Below are 19,122 nucleotides of genomic sequence, written 5' to 3' on the forward strand. Positions count from 1 at the left end.
TATTTTATTGTTGTTTCTCAACCACTTAAAACAAAATCACTCCCATTCAATGGTTGCTGGTGGCTTAGACGAAATATCATAAGTAACACGCGTAATCCGAGGAATTTCGTTAATAATTCGTCCTGAAACATGCTCTAAGAACTCGTATGGTAGGTGCGCCCAGCGCGCAGTCATAAAGTCAATCGTTTCAACAGCACGTAATGCCACAACATAGTCATAACGACGCGCATCCCCTACGACACCGACAGACTTCACCGGCAAGAACACAGCAAATGCTTGCGAAGTTTTGTCATACAAATCCCATTTGTGTAGCTCTTCAATGAAGATATGATCTGCCAAACGCAAAATGTCTGCATATTCTTTTTTGACTTCTCCCAAAATACGCACACCAAGACCTGGCCCAGGGAAAGGATGACGATATACCATATTGTAAGGCAAGCCCAAAGCGACTCCTAACTTACGAACCTCATCCTTGAACAATTCTCGTAATGGTTCAATCAATGACATTTTCATATCTTCTGGTAAGCCCCCCACGTTGTGGTGAGATTTAATGACCTTTGCTTTACCGGTTTTTGAACCTGCTGATTCAATGACATCAGGGTAAATTGTGCCTTGTGCAAGCCAATTAATCCCCTCAAGTTTTGCAGACTCCTTATCAAAAACTTCGATAAACTCGCGACCGATGATTTTACGCTTTTCTTCAGGGTCTGTTTTGCCAGCTAAAGCTTCCATAAAACGGTCTTCAACATCTGCTCGAATCACTCGAATTCCCATGTTTTCTGCAAACATCGCCATCACTTGGTCGCCTTCTTGGTGGCGCAACAAGCCATGATCAACAAATACACAAGTCAATTGGTCACCAATTGCTTTATGCAGTAACGCTGCAACAACAGAGGAATCCACACCGCCTGAAAGCCCCAACATTACCTGATCAGAACCAACTTGCTCTCGAATACGAGCAATACTGTCATCAATAATGTTTTCAGTGGTCCACCGTTTTTCACAACCACACAACTCCACAACAAAACGTTCAATCATACGTTTACCTTGTTTGGTGTGAGTAACTTCTGGGTGGAACTGGATACCGTAGAAATTTTTCTCTTCGTTTGCCATCCCTGCAATTGGACAGTTACCGGTTGATGCCATTAACTTAAAACCTTCTGGCATAGTATCAACGCGATCACCATGCGACATCCACACATCTAGCATGCCATAGCCTTCTGGTGTGACTTCGTCTTCGATATCAACTAACAGCTTTGTATGTCCATGCGCTCGAACTTGCGCATACCCATACTCGTGTTCATCGGCATTAATAACCTGACCACCAAGTTGCTGTGCCATGGTTTGCATGCCATAACAAATCCCCAATACTGGCACGCCTAACTCAAACACACACTGTGGCGCAACGGGTGCATCATCACCAATCACAGTTTCTGGACCACCAGAAAGAATGATCCCCTTGGCACCAAACTTTTTCACATCGGCGGCATCGATATCCCAAGGTTCGACTTCGCAGTAAACGCCAATTTCACGAATACGACGCGCAATCAATTGCGTGTACTGCGAACCAAAATCCAAAATCAAAATACGGTGGTCATGAATATTATGTTGAGACATAGTAATTTCCAAAATTCTAAGACTAAAAACACACAAGGCTTTTGTGGAATTCCACAAAAGCCTTGTGTTTCATTAAAGGTTTACCGGCCGGTTAAACACGATAGTTTGGTGCTTCTTTCGTAATAGTCACATCATGAACATGTGATTCTGTCATACCTGCATTGGTAACACGGACAAAAGAAGGTTTATTGTTCATCGTAAGAATGTCTTTACAACCGGTATAACCCATTGCAGAACGCAAACCACCCGCTAACTGGTGAATAATTGGTGCTAAAGGACCTTTGTATGCGACACGCCCCTCAATCCCTTCTGGAACCAACTTATCTTCAGCGTTTGAAGACTGAAAGTAACGATCAGACGAACCCGTTGGCTGCGCCATTGCACCCAGAGACCCCATTCCACGGTAAGACTTATAAGCTCGGCCTTTGTAATATTCCACTTCACCAGGCGACTCCTCTGTCCCAGCGAACATTGAACCAAACATACAAGCTGACGCACCTGCAACAATTGCTTTTGCCACATCACCTGAGAAACGCATTCCACCATCAGCAATGACTGGAACACCAGTACCTTCCAATGCTTTGGCAACATTTGAGATGGCTGAAACTTGTGGAACACCGACACCTGCAACAATACGCGTGGTACAAATCGAGCCAGGGCCAATACCGACTTTAACACCATCGGCACCTGCTTTCACCAAGTCTAGTGCAGCTTCACCCGTGGCAATATTTCCACCGATTACTTCCACTTCTGGGTAATTTTGTTTAACCCATGCAACACGGTCAATAACCCCTTGAGAGTGACCGTGCGCAGTATCCACAATAATGACATCAACGCCAGCATCAATCAGTGCTTTGACACGATCATCTGTTTCTTTACCAGTTCCAACGGCAGCACCAACACGAAGGCGACCTTCTGAATCTTTACAAGCATAAGGGTGATCAGACTCTTTCATCATGTCAGACACGGTAATCATTCCACGCAGCTTGAAATCATCATTAACAATCAACACACGCTCAATACGATGCTCATGTAACAAATCCATTACTTCATCTCGCTGAGTACCTTCTTTCACTGTCACCAACTTCTCTTTTGGAGTCATAACTTCAGAAACTTTTTTACTCATATCAGTCACAAAACGAATATCTCGGCTTGTCACAATCCCAACTAAATCAGAACCATTCATTACGGGTGCAGAGGAAACTCGGTTTGACTGAGTTTTTTCGACTGCTTCAGCAACCGTCATGTCTTGCTGAACAGTCACAGGGTCAGCAATGACGCCATGTTCAAATTTTTTCACTTTACGAACAACGTGAGCCTGTTGGTCAATTGTCATGTTTTTGTGAACAATCCCGATACCACCCTCTTGCGCCATGGAAATTGCCAAACGCGCCTCAGTTACTGTATCCATTGCCGCAGAAACAAATGGAATATTTAACGCTATATTACGAGTGAGCTTGGTCTTTAAAGACACACTATTTGGCAACACTGTTGAATGCGCTGGAACGAGTAAGACGTCATCAAACGTCAGGGCTTCTTGCAAAATTCTCATTATTTCTACCTTATACAGTAACTTTCAGGCTAATTGGCTCATGCCCAATTTCATACAAAATTTATTATGCAGAAATTCTTAGAACCAAACGGCTAAATTTTCAATAACTGATTATTATAAAGATTGACAGCCACTGGGTAAACTGAATAACGTATTCATCTATGGAAAAAACACATTTTTTTTCATATCATTGAATTTCGGTTATGACCTTATTGATTTTTTCTAAGTGAAAACCCCTGTTATTCGGCGCAACCATTATTAGAATATGTATCGAAAACAAAAAAAGCTCTACAACTTTATTCTTTTGGAGGAATAAAACATGAAAAAGACATTTGCATCTTTAGCAATCGCAGCTTCAATCGCGTTCTCTGGCCAAGCAATGGCTGGTACGGATGTTGATTCAATGATGGATAAAGCAGCAAAACTTCACTCTGAAGCAAAAGATTTAGGTGTTGTTTGGAAGCAGAAAGCAATGAAAAAGCCTTACTACGACACTTACGTTGATCAAGTTGCTGCAGCAAAAGAAAAAGGTGATATGGCTAAAGCGAAGACAGCAGCTGAATTAGCTATGAAAACAGCTGAAGGCGAACTTAAGCAAGCTCAAACACCTATCAAAGCTGCATGGGAAAAATAAACGAGATTAATTTCTAACCGTTTAATGAACCCAAACAGTAAACCCTGCAAATGCAGGGTTTTTTATTATCTTAAAATCACAGACCTCAAATTTAACACCGGCCGGTAACCTTTTCGAAGCTCGAATATAAATAATCTTACACTAGCCCTATTTTCAGTCTATTTCCCAGATATATGCGTACGATCATGAAAACTGCTAATCCAATTCGGCTTTAAGACAATAAGTGCCGCCATCAACATTCCATTGACAAACCCTTCTGGTATGGCCATCAACGGAATAAATGGGAAAAAAACCTGTTTCAATACTGCCAGTGAATACACATCATTCACCCACATTAACAAACCACCAGTAGTCAATGCCAACACTGATGCCACACCAGCAGCTAAAAAACCATTAAAAAACACATAAACAAAAAAGTTTTGCTCTAAATAGCGCTCACTGATTTTCACAAAAACCTCAGTAACAAAAATCGGCAACAACGCCATAAACAAAGCATTAATGCCAATCGCTTCCCACCCCGTTGGCAGATAAAACGCTAAACCAATTAAAGCCAGCCATGCACCAAATAAAGCAAACTGCCAACCAAACATTAAGGTCATCATCGTCATCAACAAAAAATGAAAACTAATCCCTTCCGCAATTTGAGCACTGAATTGCCATACCAAAAACACAATCAATGTCATTCCCAACCAAACATTTTGTGCCGGCCGGTCATTTCTCACTTTGTGCCACGGCGCGCTTTTCATCGCCAATCCTAACGCAAATAACAAAACCAGCCAGCCACCGACTAATGTTGCAAATCCCAAAGATTCTGCGACTAAGTTCACACATATTCCTTTAAAAATTCAGATTACCCAGCCCAATAATAAAAAACACCGGCCAGTAAAATCGTTAAAATAAGCTCAATTTTACACAAATCAGAAACTAAGACGACATGGCTTGGAAAATTCTTTTCGCACTTTTATATGACTTCTTATTGTTACTCGCCGTATGGTTTTTCGCCGCGATTCCCGTTGTCATGTGGCAAGGAGGCAGCCTTGAAGACAAACCTTTCGCGACTCTAGCCTTACAAATTTATCTGCTCGGAATCACTTATCTGTATCTGAGTTACTTCTGGACACAATCAGGCCAAACGCCTGGGTTGCGAACCTGGAAACTTCAACTTCAACGTGAAGACGGTTATTTACTTACACGTCACAATGCCAATGTTCGATTTCTATGGGCTGTGCTGTTCTTTGGCATTACGCTGTTTGGTCTTATCACACGTAAGAAACAACTTTTGCACGACCAAATATCAAAGACTAGAATAGTCCCCATTGCAGATTAGATACAGATTCAAATCCATCATTGCATTCACAAATTGATGTTTAAACTTTAGGAAAGCTTATGCCAACGCTCATTATTCACACACCTACTTTAAATGACGCCCAACACACTTTATTCCAATCGGTTGGTGAACTTAAAGCCTGCAACAACCATTTTCGAATTGAATGTAACCATATAGATAACGAAAAGTTATTTGAACTGCGCCATGAATCTGAACTTGACCTGAATCTTTTACCGGACGGTTTTGATGGCAAAGACGTCAAACTTTTGATTAGCGATATGGATTCAACACTGATTGCAATTGAATGTATCGATGAAATCGCCGATTACATGAACATCAAACCACAAGTCTCAGAAATCACTGAAGCAGCCATGCGCGGCGAGTTGGACTTTGAAGGGTCATTGACCAAACGTGTAGGGCTATTAAAAGGACTCAACACCACAACCCTTCAACAAGTCTATGATGAACGCCTGCAATTAAACCCTGGAGCTAACACTCTAATTGACAGCTTAAAAGCCAAATCCATTAAATTCGCCCTCGTTTCAGGTGGCTTTACATTCTTCACCGACCGTTTAAAGGACAAGCTAGGTTTAGATTTCACACGCGCTAATGTACTTTCCGAAACCGATGGCAAGTTAAATGGATCAGTGGATGGCGCAATTATCGGAGCACAGGCAAAAGCAGACTTTCTGCATGAACTTTGTCAGAAATTAAACATCCAACCTCATCAAGTCATTGCTGCAGGAGATGGAGCAAATGATTTATTAATGATGAAGGAAGCGGGACTTTCAGTGGCTTATCACGCAAAACCAGCGGTTCAATCACAAGCCTCAACCGCTTTAAACCATCGAGGATTAGATGCAATCCTGGACTTTTTAGCGGAATAATTTCACTCGCATATTTAACGTAATTCTCTACCGGCCGGTAAGTTTTAATTATCGGCAATAAAAAAGCGCGCCAGGCAATCCAAGCGCGCTTTCAAGAACCGTGTTACAAGACAAAAATTATGCAAACATTGCTTGTTCAACTTCCTTAATCGCAACCACAATGAATTTACCTAGGGTATCTTCATAACCCGGCCATTGAGAGGCTACATCTTTCATAAATGGCTTTTCCATGATTTTAGGTTTCATTTCAAAATCAGAAAGCCCTTCATCATACAGCTCTTCAACGTTCGTATAGATCGTTTCCATAAACTCACGCCCTTCATTGATGAGTTTTACATCATCTGGTGTGCCATGCATTGGAATAAAGGTATCAATATCCATTTCTGCAACTTGGCTTAGTGCATCAATTGAGCCACGGAAAGAACCATCTTCCATATTAGCGATACGACGCATCACCATATCACCCATATACATAACTTTATCGGTGCTCACTTCAACCGAAATATCCGAATCGGTATGAACTTTGCCGAAATGATGAATTTTGAATTTCACACCACCGACTTCAAATGTTTCACCACCAGCAAATGTTTTGTTTGGCAGTGTAATCACCGTACCCGTAATTTTGTTATTGGTGTTTTGCTGCATAAAATCAAACCAGAATTTATCCTGACCCGACTTTAAGTTATCAATACACTTCTGATGGGAATAGATTTCAACATTAGGATAAGCATTAACAAACGCATGATTTCCCAACCAGTGATCACCATGGAAATGGGTATTAATGACTTTAACAACCGGTTGATCGGTGATTTTCTTAATCTGACGTAAAATCATCTCACCGATTTGAAGTGAAGAACCCGTGTCGACCACTACCACACCTTTCTCTGTCACCACAAAACCTGGATTTGAAAACATACCAAAGTTATCCGGTGTCGGATGCGGCCCCATTGCAGGAATCGAGTAACAGTGCTCAGCAACCTTTACCGGATCAACATCAGGAACTTCTGGACCTTTAAATTCCATCATGTCTGAAGCGTAAACCGGGCGTAGCGCAGAAGCACCCACTAAACCAACACCTGCAGCCAGTGCAGATTTAAAGAAATCACGTCTTTTCATGTAGCTCTCCTTATCAAGAGTATATTCAATTTTTCTTGAAACTATATTTCATCTGGATCTCATATCATGACGACCCATAATCAAAACACAAAGATTCTATCATTTTTTATGAAAAGAGAAGAAATTGAGGGCTCGATCGGCACTCAAGCATCCTCAAAACCTGTTGATACAGTGAACAGTGGATCAAAAAAAGACTCAATGATTAATTCTTTATTAAATGCATATAAGAATCATTCACGATTAACTATAAAATGATTTATACTTTGCAACATTCATCCAACAAGATAATTTAAAAACGTATTAGAAACTTATGGAATTACTCAAAGCATACTTAGATTACGCAGTTTTTGGCATTTTAGGCTTAATGGGGTTTATCGCCCTATGGATAACCATTGAGCGCCAACTTTTTTTCAAAAAAGTTCAATGGCAGGACTTCCCTCATCATGAACACCTCAATCTTGCATTAACGCATAACTTGACAACTCTTTCGACTGTCGGAGCAAATGCGCCTTACGTCGGACTCTTAGGAACCGTCCTTGGTATCTTGATAACTTTTTATGATCTTGGCCAAGGACAATCCCTCGACACCGCTGCCATTATGCTCGGCCTTGCGATCGCCCTAAAAGCGACTGCAGCAGGGATTGCCGTCGCCATTCCAAGCATTATGGCCTACAACGGCTTAATGAGAAATGTCGATGTGATTAACGCTAAATTTCGCGCACAAATTGAGCAAAAGTAACCGGCCGGTAAATGTATGAAACGATTTGACACCATTAATGTCATCCCTTTGATTGACGTCATTCTAGTTTTATTGGCGATTGTTTTAATGACTGCGAGCTTTATTGTGAAAGACAGTCTGGACATTCAACTACCTGAAACACAGAATTCGCAGAGCTACACGCCACCGACCGATTTACCAGTGATTCATCTAGCGATTAATGAGCAAAACCAGTACTTCTTGGATGAAAAGCCGCTGAACTTTGTAGAGATTGAGCAACAGTTAGTGCTTTTACCCAAAGAACAATCGATCACTCTGAGCGTGGATCAGAAAACGGATTTCGGTCGCTTCGTTAAAATCATTGATTTACTGAAAGGCTTAAATCTACAAAATTTAACGGTTTTGACCGAGTCTAAAACCTCCTAATACTCTCTTGCGGCTCCAGTAAACATATAAAATGTCAATACAAACACCTAAAACCACTCGAAGCGCATTCATCATTTCGGTTGCCATCTACAGCGCAGTGATCGGATTGTCCATTTTTTTAATGCGTCAAGACCCTAAGCCCTCTGAGCCCGAACTACGCAAGGTAGACGTAACACTTTCTATGTTTTCTGCCCCAGAAACACAGTCAGTACAAACATCAAAACCAGAACCTAAACTAGAGCCAAAACCGGAACCAGAACCAAAACCAGAACCAAAACCAGAACCGGAACCAAAACCGGAACCAAAACCGGAACCAAAACCGGAACCAAAACCGGAACCAAAACCGGAACCAAAACCGGAACCAAAACCGGAACCAAAACCGGAACCAAAACCGGAACCAAAACCGGAGCCAAAACCGGAACCAAAACCGGAACCAAAACCGGAACCAAAACCGGAACCAAAACCGGAACCAAAACCGGAACCAAAACCGGAACCAAAACCGGAGCCAAAACCGGAGCCAAAACCGGAACCAAAACCGGAACCAAAACCGGAGCCAAAACCGGAACCAAAACCGGAACCAATTGAGACCACGGCCGTTGAAAATTCAAAGCCTGAAGTTTCTGACCGGCCGGTAGAAACCGTGTCATCTCAAAAAATGGTGCAAAAAACGAAGCCTCTAAAACCTAAATACAGTGCCAAACAAGTCATGAGTGCTGAACAAGCCTATTTAAGTGAACTGCGCCGACAAATTATGCGTTATGCACAAGACACCTACCCTCGCCGCGCTAAACGTCGTCATTGGGAAGGAGAAGTCGTCGTATCTTTTGTACTGAATCGAGATGGAACGATTTCAAATGTTCAATTAGTCACTTCCTCTGAACGTAATATTTTGGATCAAGCGGCCCTGTCAATCTTTACAGAACAGATGAAAAAGCGTTTTAAAGCATTCCCTCCCGAAATTCAACGTCAAAACTGGAATATCAGCGTTCCAGTGAATTATCATCTACGATAAACTGAAACCGGCCGGTAAATTATCTCTATTCGGCTGGAATATTTAGTCACTCTTACTCATCAACTCTTGAAAACCTGCTTCAGCCGATAGTGGGGTTCAAGTCTGCTAAAATAAGCTTTTGATTTTTAGCTGAAGGAAACCGTAATGGATTACACCCTCCCAACCAAAACAATTGCTGAAGTTCAAGACGACTTAATTAAGCGCTTTACACATTTTGCCAATCCTAAAGACCGTTATCGCTACTTAATTGATATGGGAAAAAAATTACAAAACATGGGGGAAGAATTTCAAACGGATGAAAACCGAATCCACGGTTGCCAATCACAAGTTTGGATTCATATCGAAGAAAAAGATGGCAGACTTTTTATGCAGGCAAAAAGTGATGCCGCAATTGTTTCAGGCTTAATTGCTCTATTGCTTCAGTTCTACAATGGAAGAACACCAGAAGAAGTTGCATCTGCCCCACTGGAATTCCTAGGAAAAATTGGGTTACTGCAACAACTTTCTCCAAATCGGTCTACAGGGCTTTACCATATGATTAAGCGCATCCAAGCAGAAGGTCAAGCACGAGTTTAAACTTTTTCGCATGCAATTTTCCTTGGAAAAAACTGCATTCCCTTCCATTTTCCAAGGAAATGATTTGTTGCAAAAACAGGTACTTGCATTCTTTATATACCGTCATTCTCTTCCATAAAAAATATTTCATTAATATCGCATTAATAAATTTTTATTACCATTTCCTTCAAAAATCCTTCATTATTTGTTGTGCAAATCAGAAACCCCTAATTTTAGAAATACATGAAATTCTGAAATAAGGGTATAAATCTCATTAAGAGTTAAATAACAGAAGAGTGATGTAATGAAGAAAACCAAATTAGCAATCGCAATTGCTGCGGCCTCCCTTATTTCAGCCCCAGCCTATGCAACCAACGGCATGAATATGGCTGGTTATGGACCAATTTCAACCGGTATGGGGGGGACTGCTCAAGCCTTCAATAATGGTCTAGGCGGGATGATGAACAACCCTGCTACCATGGGTATGGGAGCCAAAGAAGGTAACAAATTCCAAATCGGCTTAGGTCAACTTGGCCCAGATGTTAATTCTAAAATGTCGGCAGCAATGATTGACCAAGATTCTGCAGGCGACTCTTATTTCATGCCTGGTTTTGGTTATGCTCGTAAAAAAGATGGCATTACTTGGGGGATTGGTATTCTAGGCCAAGGTGGAATGGGAACCGAATATGGGAAAGCCGACACTACCGGTATGTCAGGTGATCTTTTTGCACGTGGTTACAGCATGATGACCAACCCTCAAACCGATCCAATGAACACGGTTGCATTGAGTGGAGAGGAAAACCGTTCGGAATTATCTGTTGGACGTGTACTACTTCCAGTGAATGTGGAAGTAAATGACAAGTTAACCGTAGGTGGTTCGATTGATTTCGTTTGGGCCGGTATGGATATTATGATGGATGTGTCAGGTAACCAATTTGGAGCCCTTGCCGAAGGTGGTAATGTAAGCGGAACAATGTTTAGTGGTCTAAACCAAATGATGGCTAACCGTGTTGTTTCAGACGTTAACTGGGCTCGTTTTGATTTTTCTGACAATAGCGACTATACAGGTGAAGCCAAAGGAACAGGCCTTGGTGGTAAACTTGGTATGACATACAAATTCAACGACAAACTATCATTTGGTGCATCTTACCACTCAAAAACAAACCTTTCTGATATGAAAGGTGACGCTACGCTTAGCATGAATGTCAATGCAGATACCGGCGTTATGATGGGCGGCATGCCAAATGGTCAATATGCTGATATGACAATTCCTGTGTCAGGTGAAATCAAGCTTAAAGATTTTCAGTGGCCTGAAACATTTGGAATGGGATTCGCCTTCACACCGAATGAAAAATGGTTAGTGACAGCGGACTATAAACGCATCAATTGGTCTGATGTCATGGCTGATTTCAATATGGTTTTCACTGCTGACAACGTCGCAACTAATGGAAACTTTGCAGGTGCAAGCATTGATGTCACCCTTCCTCAGGATTGGGAAGATCAGAATGTATTCATGCTAGGTACGGCCTACCAAATGAATAAACAACTGACTCTTCGTGCCGGTATGAACCTTTCAAGTAACCCAATTCCTGACGATAAAGTTAACCCACTATTCCCAGCAATTACTGAAAAACACTATATGCTTGGATTTGGTTACAATTTCGACAAACAACACTCTATTGATGGCTCAATCACGCACGCACCAGAAGTTACTGTAACCGGTAGCGGTGCATTGAATAATGGGGTTGAAATCTCTCACGCTCAAACAAATTGGCAACTACTTTACACCTATAAATGGGGTATTAAAAAGTAATCAAAGAGACATTGTCTTACCCATAAAAAACGCCGCTATTGCGGCGTTTTTTATACGTTAAGAAACTTCACCGAACCTCATCTTAAATTCTTGTTAGCTCCTCTCCTAAAAGCAAATTATTTCGTCCATAAGCTAAAGACTTAACATCCATTTTGTAATGCTGGCCTTTAGCATATTCCTACATTCAATCCAATCAGTCCTTTTCGAATGGTGCAAATCTTAAAAAATCACCATCGCTAATAATTACTAATTGCTCGGTTACAAATCCTTCGCATTCAAGCAATTCAGGCTCATATGATAAATTACAGACATAAAAAAAACCGGCCGGTAAAATATTTACCGGCCGGTTAATTAATAGCAATTTTTTTACGACTAAAGATTAAGCCACTTTCAACTGCTCATTTGGTGTTTGTTCCAGCTTGGCGATACGATCAGCCAAATCAGGGTGTGATTTAAATAGATCACCGAATGATGAAGGGGCTGCGGAAATACCAAACGCTGCCATTTGGTCAGGCAAGTGACCCGGCTGCATCGTTTGCAGGCGACGCAAAGCAGCAATCATATTTTCTTTACCTGCCAAATAAGCACCACCATTGTCTGCATGAAACTCACGGTAACGAGAGAACCACATTGCAATAATGCTTGCTAAAATTCCGAAGATAATCTGTGCAACGATATCTACAATAATAAATGTCCAACTGTGACCTTCTTCTTCATTTTTAAGTACCACGCGATCGACCACATAAGCAACGATTTTCGCAAAGAAAATAACGAACGTGTTCAGAACCCCTTGAAGCAATGCCATGGTAACCATATCTCCATTTGCAACGTGAGCCACCTCATGACCTAAAACCGCTTCCACTTCATTTTGACGCATCGCACGCATCAAACCGGTCGATACTGCAACTAAAGAATTGTTTTTACTCATCCCTGTTGCAAATGCATTCGGTTCAGGTGAATCATAAATTGCAACTTCAGGCGTTTTGATGCCTGCCTTTTGCGCCTGCTTTTGAACAGTTTCAAGCAACCATTGCTCATCGGCATTTCGAGGTGTTTCAATGACTTGTGCACCCGTGGACATTTTTGCCATCCACTTAGACATCGCCAAAGAAACAAAAGAACCGGCAAAACCAAATACCAGAGCAAACATAAATAAGTTACCCAAGTTTAGGCTGTTGCCTTGCATATAGCTTCCAACCCCCAAAAGGTTCAAGGTAATCATCGCGACAGCAATCACCGCAATGTTAGTTAATAAAAATAAACCAATACGTTTCATGGATTTTTCTCCTTCATCAAACAGAAACAGGTTAACACAATTGGTAATATAAGGATTTTTTATGAGCTTTCAAGCTTTTTCTTAATCACTCAAAGCTTATGTCAGATTAGGTATCTTAGGCAGAAAATACTTGGTTAGATTGACTTATTTTTTGCTTCGTAAACTTTGCGCTTTTTTTAGCCACGTCTGCGCAATCAAATAATCGGCGGGTAAATCCTGCCAGTCAATTATCCCTTGATGCCCGCCGGCACGAAAACACTCCCTAAACAATCTCAATAGATAATCCAATTGCTCTAAACGATAATTTGCATTCAATTCCAAAGCGGTAATCTTACTAAAGACAATTTGCGGCAAAAGATAATCCCACTCTTTTTCTTGAATCGAAGGACACACTTTTTGAACCTCTTCAGGAACTCCTTTACGCATAAAACCCACTAAAGATTTCAATGGATAGTGATTAATTAACAAACAAACCGCATCAGCGAGCTTTTCCGAAATACCATCCAGATTCGCTACTTCAAAGGTTTCACTGGTACCGGGCATGGTCGTCTTCCTCCCACAATTCAATTGTGGCTTGAGCCTCCATCCGATGAAGATAAGCAAGAAGCTCACGCTGATCATTTGCATTTGGAAAGTAAAAATCTATCGCTGTCTCGTTCATATTGAATTGTCGTAAATAACGAGAGCGTACAATTTTTCCATCTAATTCAATCACTTCTGCATAGCTATTTTCCAAAACAAGTTTGACATCTGCCTTGGTCAAATTCGGATATTTTCGTGTATTCAAAAATGACAACCCACAGGCGGACAAATTCAAATCACGTAAAATCCAAGATTCATGCTTTTGATAAAGTAAATAATCGGTTGCCAAATTATTAAACGGCTCAAACCCCTTTTCAAACAGTCGCTCCAAAGAGAGGATCATCTGTAACAAATCACTTTTGTTTAAATCCATTTTACGGCTCATAAATCGCTCACGGATTTCGGCTGTAAAGCGAAATGCTTCTGGATAATCTGTAAAGTGTAGGTGGGAGCTTGTCGAGTTCTCAATGGTTTCTTGAATCATTTGCACATAACGAACAAACTTCTGTTCAATTTTAACCAACAACTCAAAAGTTTTTGGCGCTTCACGCTCCAACTCCTGAACACCATGAAAACCTTCCAATATTCTCTCTTGGTTTTGCCAATAAATTCGACGACTGGCAATTTCCTCACCACGATTCAGCATTCGAAGATAATGGACGACAATATCAAATTTTTCAAAGATATCCCCCACTATTTTAAGGAAAATATCCTGATGTGCGCTCAGACGATGCAGCTTTTGCATCACCTCAGTTTTTAATTGCAGAATATTATCTTCTGTTGCACGATTAAAATAATCTATACCATTGCTGTATAGATCAGTACTGGCTTCAAGAAGTTCAGGAGAAATAAAGTATTTACATGGAATGGGATAGCGAAAATAACGACGAGAATTATCTTTGGTAAAACGATTCAACTATTCACGCTCCAATAGACAGGTAAGAGCCTGCACAATAGATTACTTACCTATTGCGCAGAATTTTCATCAGATTAGGAAAGTTTATTTTTCAAAATCTTATTAACTTGTCCAGGGTTTGCCTGGCCACCTGAAGCTTTCATGACTTGCCCGACAAAGTAACCTAACATCTTCTCTTGACCTGCCTTGTAGGCTTCAACTTGAGAAGGATTGTTGGCAAGGACTTCCTCAACCATTGCTTCAATTGCACCAGTGTCTGTGATTTGCTTTAGGCCTTTAGCGGCAATAATGTCATCAGCCGAACCTTCACCTTTCCACATAGCATCAAAGACTTGCTTTGCAATTTTACCGGAAATCGTGTCATCCTGAATACGTGCAATCAAACCTGCCAACAGTTCAGCAGAAATTTGAGAGTCAGCGATATCCAAGTTGGCTTTATTCAATGCACCCGCTAAATCAGATGTAATCCAGTTTGCACAGAGTTTGGCGTCATTGCCTTGCGTGTGAGAAAGCACCGATTCAAAAAACTCAGCCATGGCACGCGAAGAGGTTAACACCCCTGCATCATATTCGTTCAAACCAAGATCCGACACATAACGCTTGCGTTTTGCATCAGGCAATTCTGGCATGGATGCTCGTACCGCTTCAATATCTTCTTCTGTCACCGTAATAGGCAATAAATCAGGGCATGGGAAGTAACGGTAGTCATTCGCTTCCTCTTTGGTACGCATGGAACGTGTGGTGTTAGTCTCTGAATCGTATAATCTTGTTTCCTGAACGACTTGACCGCCCGACTCAATCAGCTCAATTTGACGCTCAATTTCAAACTCAATCGCTTTTTCAATGAAACGGAATGAGTTGATATTTTTCAACTCGGCACGGGTTCCAAGCGGCTCCCCAGGACGACGAACCGAAACGTTCGAATCCACACGGAAAGAACCTTCCTGCATGTTACCGTCACAAATCCCTAAAAAAGTCACTAGCTCATGCATTTTACGTGCGTACGCTACCGCTTCTTGCGCAGAAGAAAGATCTGGTTCAGAAACAATTTCCAAAAGTGGGGTTCCTGCACGGTTCAAATCGATCCCCGTTTGTCCTGGAACAACACCATGATTTGATTTACCGGCATCTTCTTCCAAGTGCGCGCGCGTTACACCAATTCGCTTAATATCACCATCAACTTCAATATCCAAATACCCTTTACCAACAATTGGATAGTCCATTTGTGTGGTTTGATAACCTTTCGGCAAATCTGGATAAAAATAGTTTTTACGATCGAATACTTGTTTACGGCCAAGTTCAGCATTAAGTGCGAGACCCAGCGCTAAACCTTTACCAATTACGGCCTGATTAACCACCGGCAACATTCCTGGCATCCCCAAATCAACAGCACAAGCTTGACTGTTTGGTGCCGCACCATAAGCAATGGATGCGCCTGAAAAGATTTTGGTTTTGGTGGTCAACTGAGCATGAATCTCAAGACCAATCACAACTTCCCAACTCATTTATTCTTCTCCTAAGCGCTTACTGATAATGGGCTGGCGTTTGTTTATGCCAATCCGTAACTTGTTGATATTGATGTCCGATATTCAGAAGCTTTGCTTCACTGAAATATGGTCCAACCATATGAAGACCGACTGGTCGACCAGCTGCGAAACCGGCCGGTACAGACATACCTGGGAAACCTCCCAAATTTACCGGAATAGTATAAAGGTCTGCAAGATACATACTGGTTGGGTCATCAGTTTTTTCACCAATATTAAATGCAGGAGTCGGTGCAACAGGCCCCATAATCACATCGCATTGCTCAAAAGCTTTGGTGAAGTCATCACGAACCATTCGTCGCAAACGCTGTGCTTTAAGATAATAGGCATCGTAATAACCAGCAGATAAAGCGTAAGCCCCGACCATAATTCGACGTTTTACTTCAGCACCAAAACCTTCCGAACGGGAACGCTTATACAAATCTTGCAAGTTGCTTGGGTTTTCACAACGATAACCAAAACGCACACCATCGTAACGCGATAAATTTGAAGAAGCCTCAGCAGGTGCCAATACATAATATGACGGAACCGCTAAATCTTTGTTCGGCAAGCTGACTGAAACAATAGTTGCACCTAGCTTTTCAATCTGAGCAATCGCTTCTTTTACAATTTTTTCGACTTCTGGGTCTAGACCTTCACCAAAATATTCTTCTGGAACACCGACTTTCAACCCTTGTAGAGAACTTTCCAAATCAGCTGAAAAATCAGGACGTTCATGTTCTAGGCACGTTGAATCACGCTGATCAAATTCACTCATTGCATTGAGCATCCATGCCGACTCTTCAGCAGAACGAGTCATTGGGCCAGCTTGGTCAAAGCTCGATGCATAAGCAATAATTCCAAAACGCGATACAGTACCATAGGTTGGTTTAATACCTGTAATTCCACAAAAACTCGCTGGTTGTCGAATGGATCCTCCCGTATCGGTGCCCGTTGCCATTGGTGCTAAATTCGCAGCAATCACCGCGGCTGCTCCACCAGACGAACCACCTGGCACAGCATTTAAATCCCAAGGGTTTTTTGTTGGACCAAAATAAGAACTTTCAGAAGATGAACCCATAGCAAATTCATCCATATTCGTTTTACCTAGAATCGGCATACCCGCTTTTTTCAACAGAGAGACTACATGAGCATCATAAGGCGCAATAAAATTATCGAGCATTTTTGATGAACAGGTGGTTTTGACACCATCCGTACAAAAGATATCTTTATGTGCAACGGGAATGCCAGTCAATAAACCGGCAGTGCCAGCTTTCAACTGCTCATCCGCCTCTCTTGCCATTTCTAACGCAAGTTCAGGTGTAACTGTGACATAGGCATTCAGTTCGGGGTCGTATTTGGAAATTCTGTCTAGATAATGCTGAGTGAGTTCAACACTGGTAATTTCGCCTGCATGGAGCTGATCGCTCATCTGTTTTACGCTTAAAGTGTGTAACATTTTTTATCTCTTATCATTCAATAACTTGCGGAACAAGATACATGTCTTTTGCAGTAGAAGGTGCAACGGATTGCAGCTTCTCGTGTTGATCACCCTCTGTGATTTCATCCTTACGCAAACGCTGACTCACCTCATGAGGATGAGCCATTGGTTCAACACCGTCCGTGTTGACGGCTTGCATTTGTTCAAATAAATCCAAGACATTATTGAGTTTGGCAGATACCTGCTCAACTTCTGATTCAGCGACATCGATCATCGCCAAACGCGAAATATATTCAACTTCGCTTTTTCCTATAGACACAGTGAAACTCCCGATTGCATATCAATCACTAACCGGCCGGTAACGTTTTCAACTTACCGCCAACAGCCCAAAAATAACGCAATAAAATACCATATTTAGCGATTCGACTAAAGGAAAACTCCTACAACAGTACTGTGAATTCAATTTGCTATTCAATTTATAAGTGAAACAATTAAAAAACTGCATTCAACGAAGCTTCTACCCTGTCTGGAAATCCGTTAGAATAGCCAAATCTTTGATTTCAGTCGCTAAAGGACACTTCACAATGTTTCGTAAACTTATGGGGCTTTTCTCCAATGACCTTTCCATTGACTTGGGAACGGCAAATACACTTATTTATGTTCGAGGAAAAGGAATGGTTCTAAACGAGCCTTCTGTGGTGTCGATACGCAATTCTCACCGTGGTAATGGCGCTCGTTCTATTGTCGCAGTCGGTGAAAACGCCAAAATGATGTTGGGCAAAGAGAACAAAGACATCGAAACAGTTCGCCCGATGAAAGACGGAGTGATTGCAGATTTTGAAGTCACTGAAAAAATGCTGCAATCGTTTATTCGTAAAGTGCACGAAGCTAAATTCTTCCAACCTAGTCCTCGAGTTTTGGTCTGCGTGCCTTGTGGCTCAACTCAGGTTGAACGTCGTGCTATTCGCGAATCTGCCGCCGGTGCTGGTGCTCGCGAAGTTTATCTCATTGAAGAACCGATGGCAGCTGCTATTGGTGCAGGCATGCCAGTTTCAGAACCAACGGGTTCCATGGTTGTCGATATTGGAGGAGGAACGACCGAAGTCGCGACCTTATCACTGAATGGTATTGTCTGGTCTGACTCTGTCAAAGTCGGCGGCGATCGTTTTGATGATGCAATTATTAAATATGTTCGTCGTAACTATGGCATGGTTATTGGTGAATCGACTGCTGAGCGAATTAAAACAACTATTGGTACGGCGTACCATGAAAGTTCACCTGCCACCATGGAAGTTCACGGAACAAATTTGGCGGAAGCCATTCCGCGCCGTTTTACAATGAATTCAAATGAAGTGTTAGAAGCCCTCCAAGAACCATTGGCAGCCATCATTAGTGCCGTTCGAACCGCTTTGGAAAACACGCCACCAGAGCTTGGCGCTGACATTGCGGAACATGGTATCGTCTTGACTGGCGGCGGCGCTCTGCTCAAAAACATTCACACACTCCTTGCTGAAGAAACAGGTATTCCTGTGATCATAGCGGATGATCCCCTAACCTGTGTTGCACGTGGTGGTGGTCGTGCTTTAGAGTTGATGGATGAAAAAGGTTTAGACGTTTTTTCATTTGATTAAATGATTTATTGAATCTTACCGGCCGGTAAATGTTTTTCATTTATCGGCTCAAATCATCAACACAGCTAAACACTCAACGACAACGATTAGCCTTTT

20 protein-coding genes are annotated in these 19,122 nt (G+C 41.8%); 9 read left to right on the top strand and 11 right to left on the bottom strand.

Translation table 11 applies throughout. The features are described from left to right. Positions 1-36: 36 nt before the first annotated feature. Together guaA and guaB are read right to left on the bottom strand one after the other, a co-directional pair. Positions 37-1,617, bottom strand: coding sequence for a glutamine-hydrolyzing GMP synthase (gene guaA / locus D9T12_RS09360; RefSeq protein WP_130537925.1), 1,581 nt, complete (start codon positions 1,615-1,617; stop codon positions 37-39). A 91-nt stretch (positions 1,618-1,708) separates the two neighbouring features. After that, the gene (gene guaB / locus D9T12_RS09365; RefSeq protein WP_130537926.1) at positions 1,709-3,169 is read right to left on the bottom strand and encodes an IMP dehydrogenase; all 1,461 of its coding nucleotides are present in this window, start codon (positions 3,167-3,169) and stop codon (positions 1,709-1,711) included. A gap of 319 nt (positions 3,170-3,488) precedes the next feature. Between guaB and D9T12_RS09370 the strand changes: the two genes are divergently transcribed. Then, positions 3,489-3,803 (top strand): hypothetical protein, encoded by a 315-nt coding sequence (locus D9T12_RS09370; protein ID WP_240693169.1) that lies wholly within the window; start codon positions 3,489-3,491, stop codon positions 3,801-3,803. 158 nt (positions 3,804-3,961) lie between these two features. On the opposite strand, the gene D9T12_RS09375 is transcribed toward D9T12_RS09370, so the two are convergent. Beyond that, positions 3,962-4,630 (bottom strand): energy-coupling factor ABC transporter permease, encoded by a 669-nt coding sequence (locus D9T12_RS09375; RefSeq protein ID WP_165395085.1) that lies wholly within the window; start codon positions 4,628-4,630, stop codon positions 3,962-3,964. Positions 4,631-4,737: 107 nt separating this feature from the next. Between D9T12_RS09375 and D9T12_RS09380 the strand changes: the two genes are divergently transcribed. Both D9T12_RS09380 and serB read left to right on the top strand, forming a co-directional pair. Continuing rightward, the gene (locus tag D9T12_RS09380) at positions 4,738-5,130 is read left to right on the top strand and encodes an RDD family protein (protein ID WP_130537928.1); all 393 of its coding nucleotides are present in this window, start codon (positions 4,738-4,740) and stop codon (positions 5,128-5,130) included. 59 nt (positions 5,131-5,189) lie between these two features. Next, positions 5,190-6,017 (top strand): phosphoserine phosphatase SerB, encoded by an 828-nt coding sequence (serB, locus tag D9T12_RS09385; RefSeq protein WP_130537929.1) that lies wholly within the window; start codon positions 5,190-5,192, stop codon positions 6,015-6,017. 117 nt (positions 6,018-6,134) lie between these two features. On the opposite strand, the gene D9T12_RS09390 is transcribed toward serB, so the two are convergent. Further along, positions 6,135-7,133, bottom strand: coding sequence for an MBL fold metallo-hydrolase (locus tag D9T12_RS09390; protein WP_130537930.1), 999 nt, complete (start codon positions 7,131-7,133; stop codon positions 6,135-6,137). A 310-nt stretch (positions 7,134-7,443) separates the two neighbouring features. Here D9T12_RS09390 and exbB point away from each other — a divergent pair, with 310 nt between their 5' ends. Both exbB and D9T12_RS09400 read left to right on the top strand, forming a co-directional pair. Beyond that, a complete protein-coding gene (exbB, locus tag D9T12_RS09395) occupies positions 7,444-7,872 on the top strand; it encodes a TonB-system energizer ExbB (RefSeq protein WP_130537931.1) in 429 nt (142 codons plus the stop codon). Between the two features lie 15 nt (positions 7,873-7,887). Continuing rightward, positions 7,888-8,277, top strand: a complete 390-nt coding sequence (locus D9T12_RS09400) for an ExbD/TolR family protein (protein ID WP_130537932.1) — start codon at positions 7,888-7,890, stop codon at positions 8,275-8,277. Positions 8,278-8,403: 126 nt separating this feature from the next. Here the strand turns inward: D9T12_RS09400 and D9T12_RS12475 are convergent, their stop codons facing one another. After that, on the bottom strand, positions 8,404-8,868 hold the full coding sequence (locus tag D9T12_RS12475) for a hypothetical protein (protein ID WP_206199090.1): 465 nt from the start codon (positions 8,866-8,868) through the stop codon (positions 8,404-8,406). A gap of 49 nt (positions 8,869-8,917) precedes the next feature. Between D9T12_RS12475 and D9T12_RS12480 the strand changes: the two genes are divergently transcribed. The 3 genes from D9T12_RS12480 to D9T12_RS09415 all read left to right on the top strand — a co-directional run bounded on the left by D9T12_RS12480 (position 8,918) and on the right by D9T12_RS09415 (position 11,657). Further along, positions 8,918-9,289, top strand: coding sequence for an energy transducer TonB (locus tag D9T12_RS12480; RefSeq protein ID WP_206199091.1), 372 nt, complete (start codon positions 8,918-8,920; stop codon positions 9,287-9,289). Positions 9,290-9,433: 144 nt separating this feature from the next. After that, positions 9,434-9,865 (top strand): SufE family protein, encoded by a 432-nt coding sequence (locus D9T12_RS09410; protein WP_130537934.1) that lies wholly within the window; start codon positions 9,434-9,436, stop codon positions 9,863-9,865. A 283-nt stretch (positions 9,866-10,148) separates the two neighbouring features. Continuing rightward, positions 10,149-11,657 carry an OmpP1/FadL family transporter gene (locus D9T12_RS09415; RefSeq protein ID WP_130537935.1) on the top strand — a complete coding sequence of 503 codons (1,509 nt, stop codon included), beginning with the start codon at positions 10,149-10,151 and terminating at the stop codon, positions 11,655-11,657. Between the two features lie 379 nt (positions 11,658-12,036). Here D9T12_RS09415 and htpX read toward each other — a convergent pair whose 3' ends face one another. From htpX to gatC, 6 genes are all read right to left on the bottom strand, one after another. Further along, the gene (gene htpX / locus D9T12_RS09420) at positions 12,037-12,933 is read right to left on the bottom strand and encodes a protease HtpX (RefSeq protein ID WP_130537936.1); all 897 of its coding nucleotides are present in this window, start codon (positions 12,931-12,933) and stop codon (positions 12,037-12,039) included. A 144-nt stretch (positions 12,934-13,077) separates the two neighbouring features. Beyond that, positions 13,078-13,476, bottom strand: coding sequence for a hypothetical protein (locus D9T12_RS09425; RefSeq protein ID WP_130537937.1), 399 nt, complete (start codon positions 13,474-13,476; stop codon positions 13,078-13,080). Next, positions 13,460-14,431 carry a hypothetical protein gene (locus D9T12_RS09430; protein WP_130537938.1) on the bottom strand — a complete coding sequence of 324 codons (972 nt, stop codon included), beginning with the start codon at positions 14,429-14,431 and terminating at the stop codon, positions 13,460-13,462. The genes D9T12_RS09425 and D9T12_RS09430 overlap by 17 nt, the downstream gene beginning before the upstream one ends. Positions 14,432-14,505: 74 nt before the next feature. Beyond that, a complete protein-coding gene (gene gatB / locus D9T12_RS09435) occupies positions 14,506-15,936 on the bottom strand; it encodes an Asp-tRNA(Asn)/Glu-tRNA(Gln) amidotransferase subunit GatB (protein ID WP_130537939.1) in 1,431 nt (476 codons plus the stop codon). Between the two features lie 19 nt (positions 15,937-15,955). Next, entirely contained in the window at positions 15,956-17,413 is a 1,458-nt protein-coding gene (gene gatA / locus D9T12_RS09440) for an Asp-tRNA(Asn)/Glu-tRNA(Gln) amidotransferase subunit GatA (RefSeq protein WP_130537940.1), read from the bottom strand. 13 nt (positions 17,414-17,426) lie between these two features. Further along, a complete protein-coding gene (gatC, locus tag D9T12_RS09445) occupies positions 17,427-17,714 on the bottom strand; it encodes an Asp-tRNA(Asn)/Glu-tRNA(Gln) amidotransferase subunit GatC (protein WP_130537941.1) in 288 nt (95 codons plus the stop codon). 265 nt (positions 17,715-17,979) lie between these two features. Between gatC and D9T12_RS09450 the strand changes: the two genes are divergently transcribed. Continuing rightward, positions 17,980-19,026 (top strand): rod shape-determining protein, encoded by a 1,047-nt coding sequence (locus tag D9T12_RS09450; RefSeq protein WP_130537942.1) that lies wholly within the window; start codon positions 17,980-17,982, stop codon positions 19,024-19,026. Positions 19,027-19,122 lie beyond the last annotated feature (96 nt).

It is taken from the genome of Thiomicrorhabdus indica, assembly GCF_004293625.1.
GTDB lineage: Bacteria > Pseudomonadota > Gammaproteobacteria > Thiomicrospirales > Thiomicrospiraceae > Thiomicrorhabdus > Thiomicrorhabdus indica.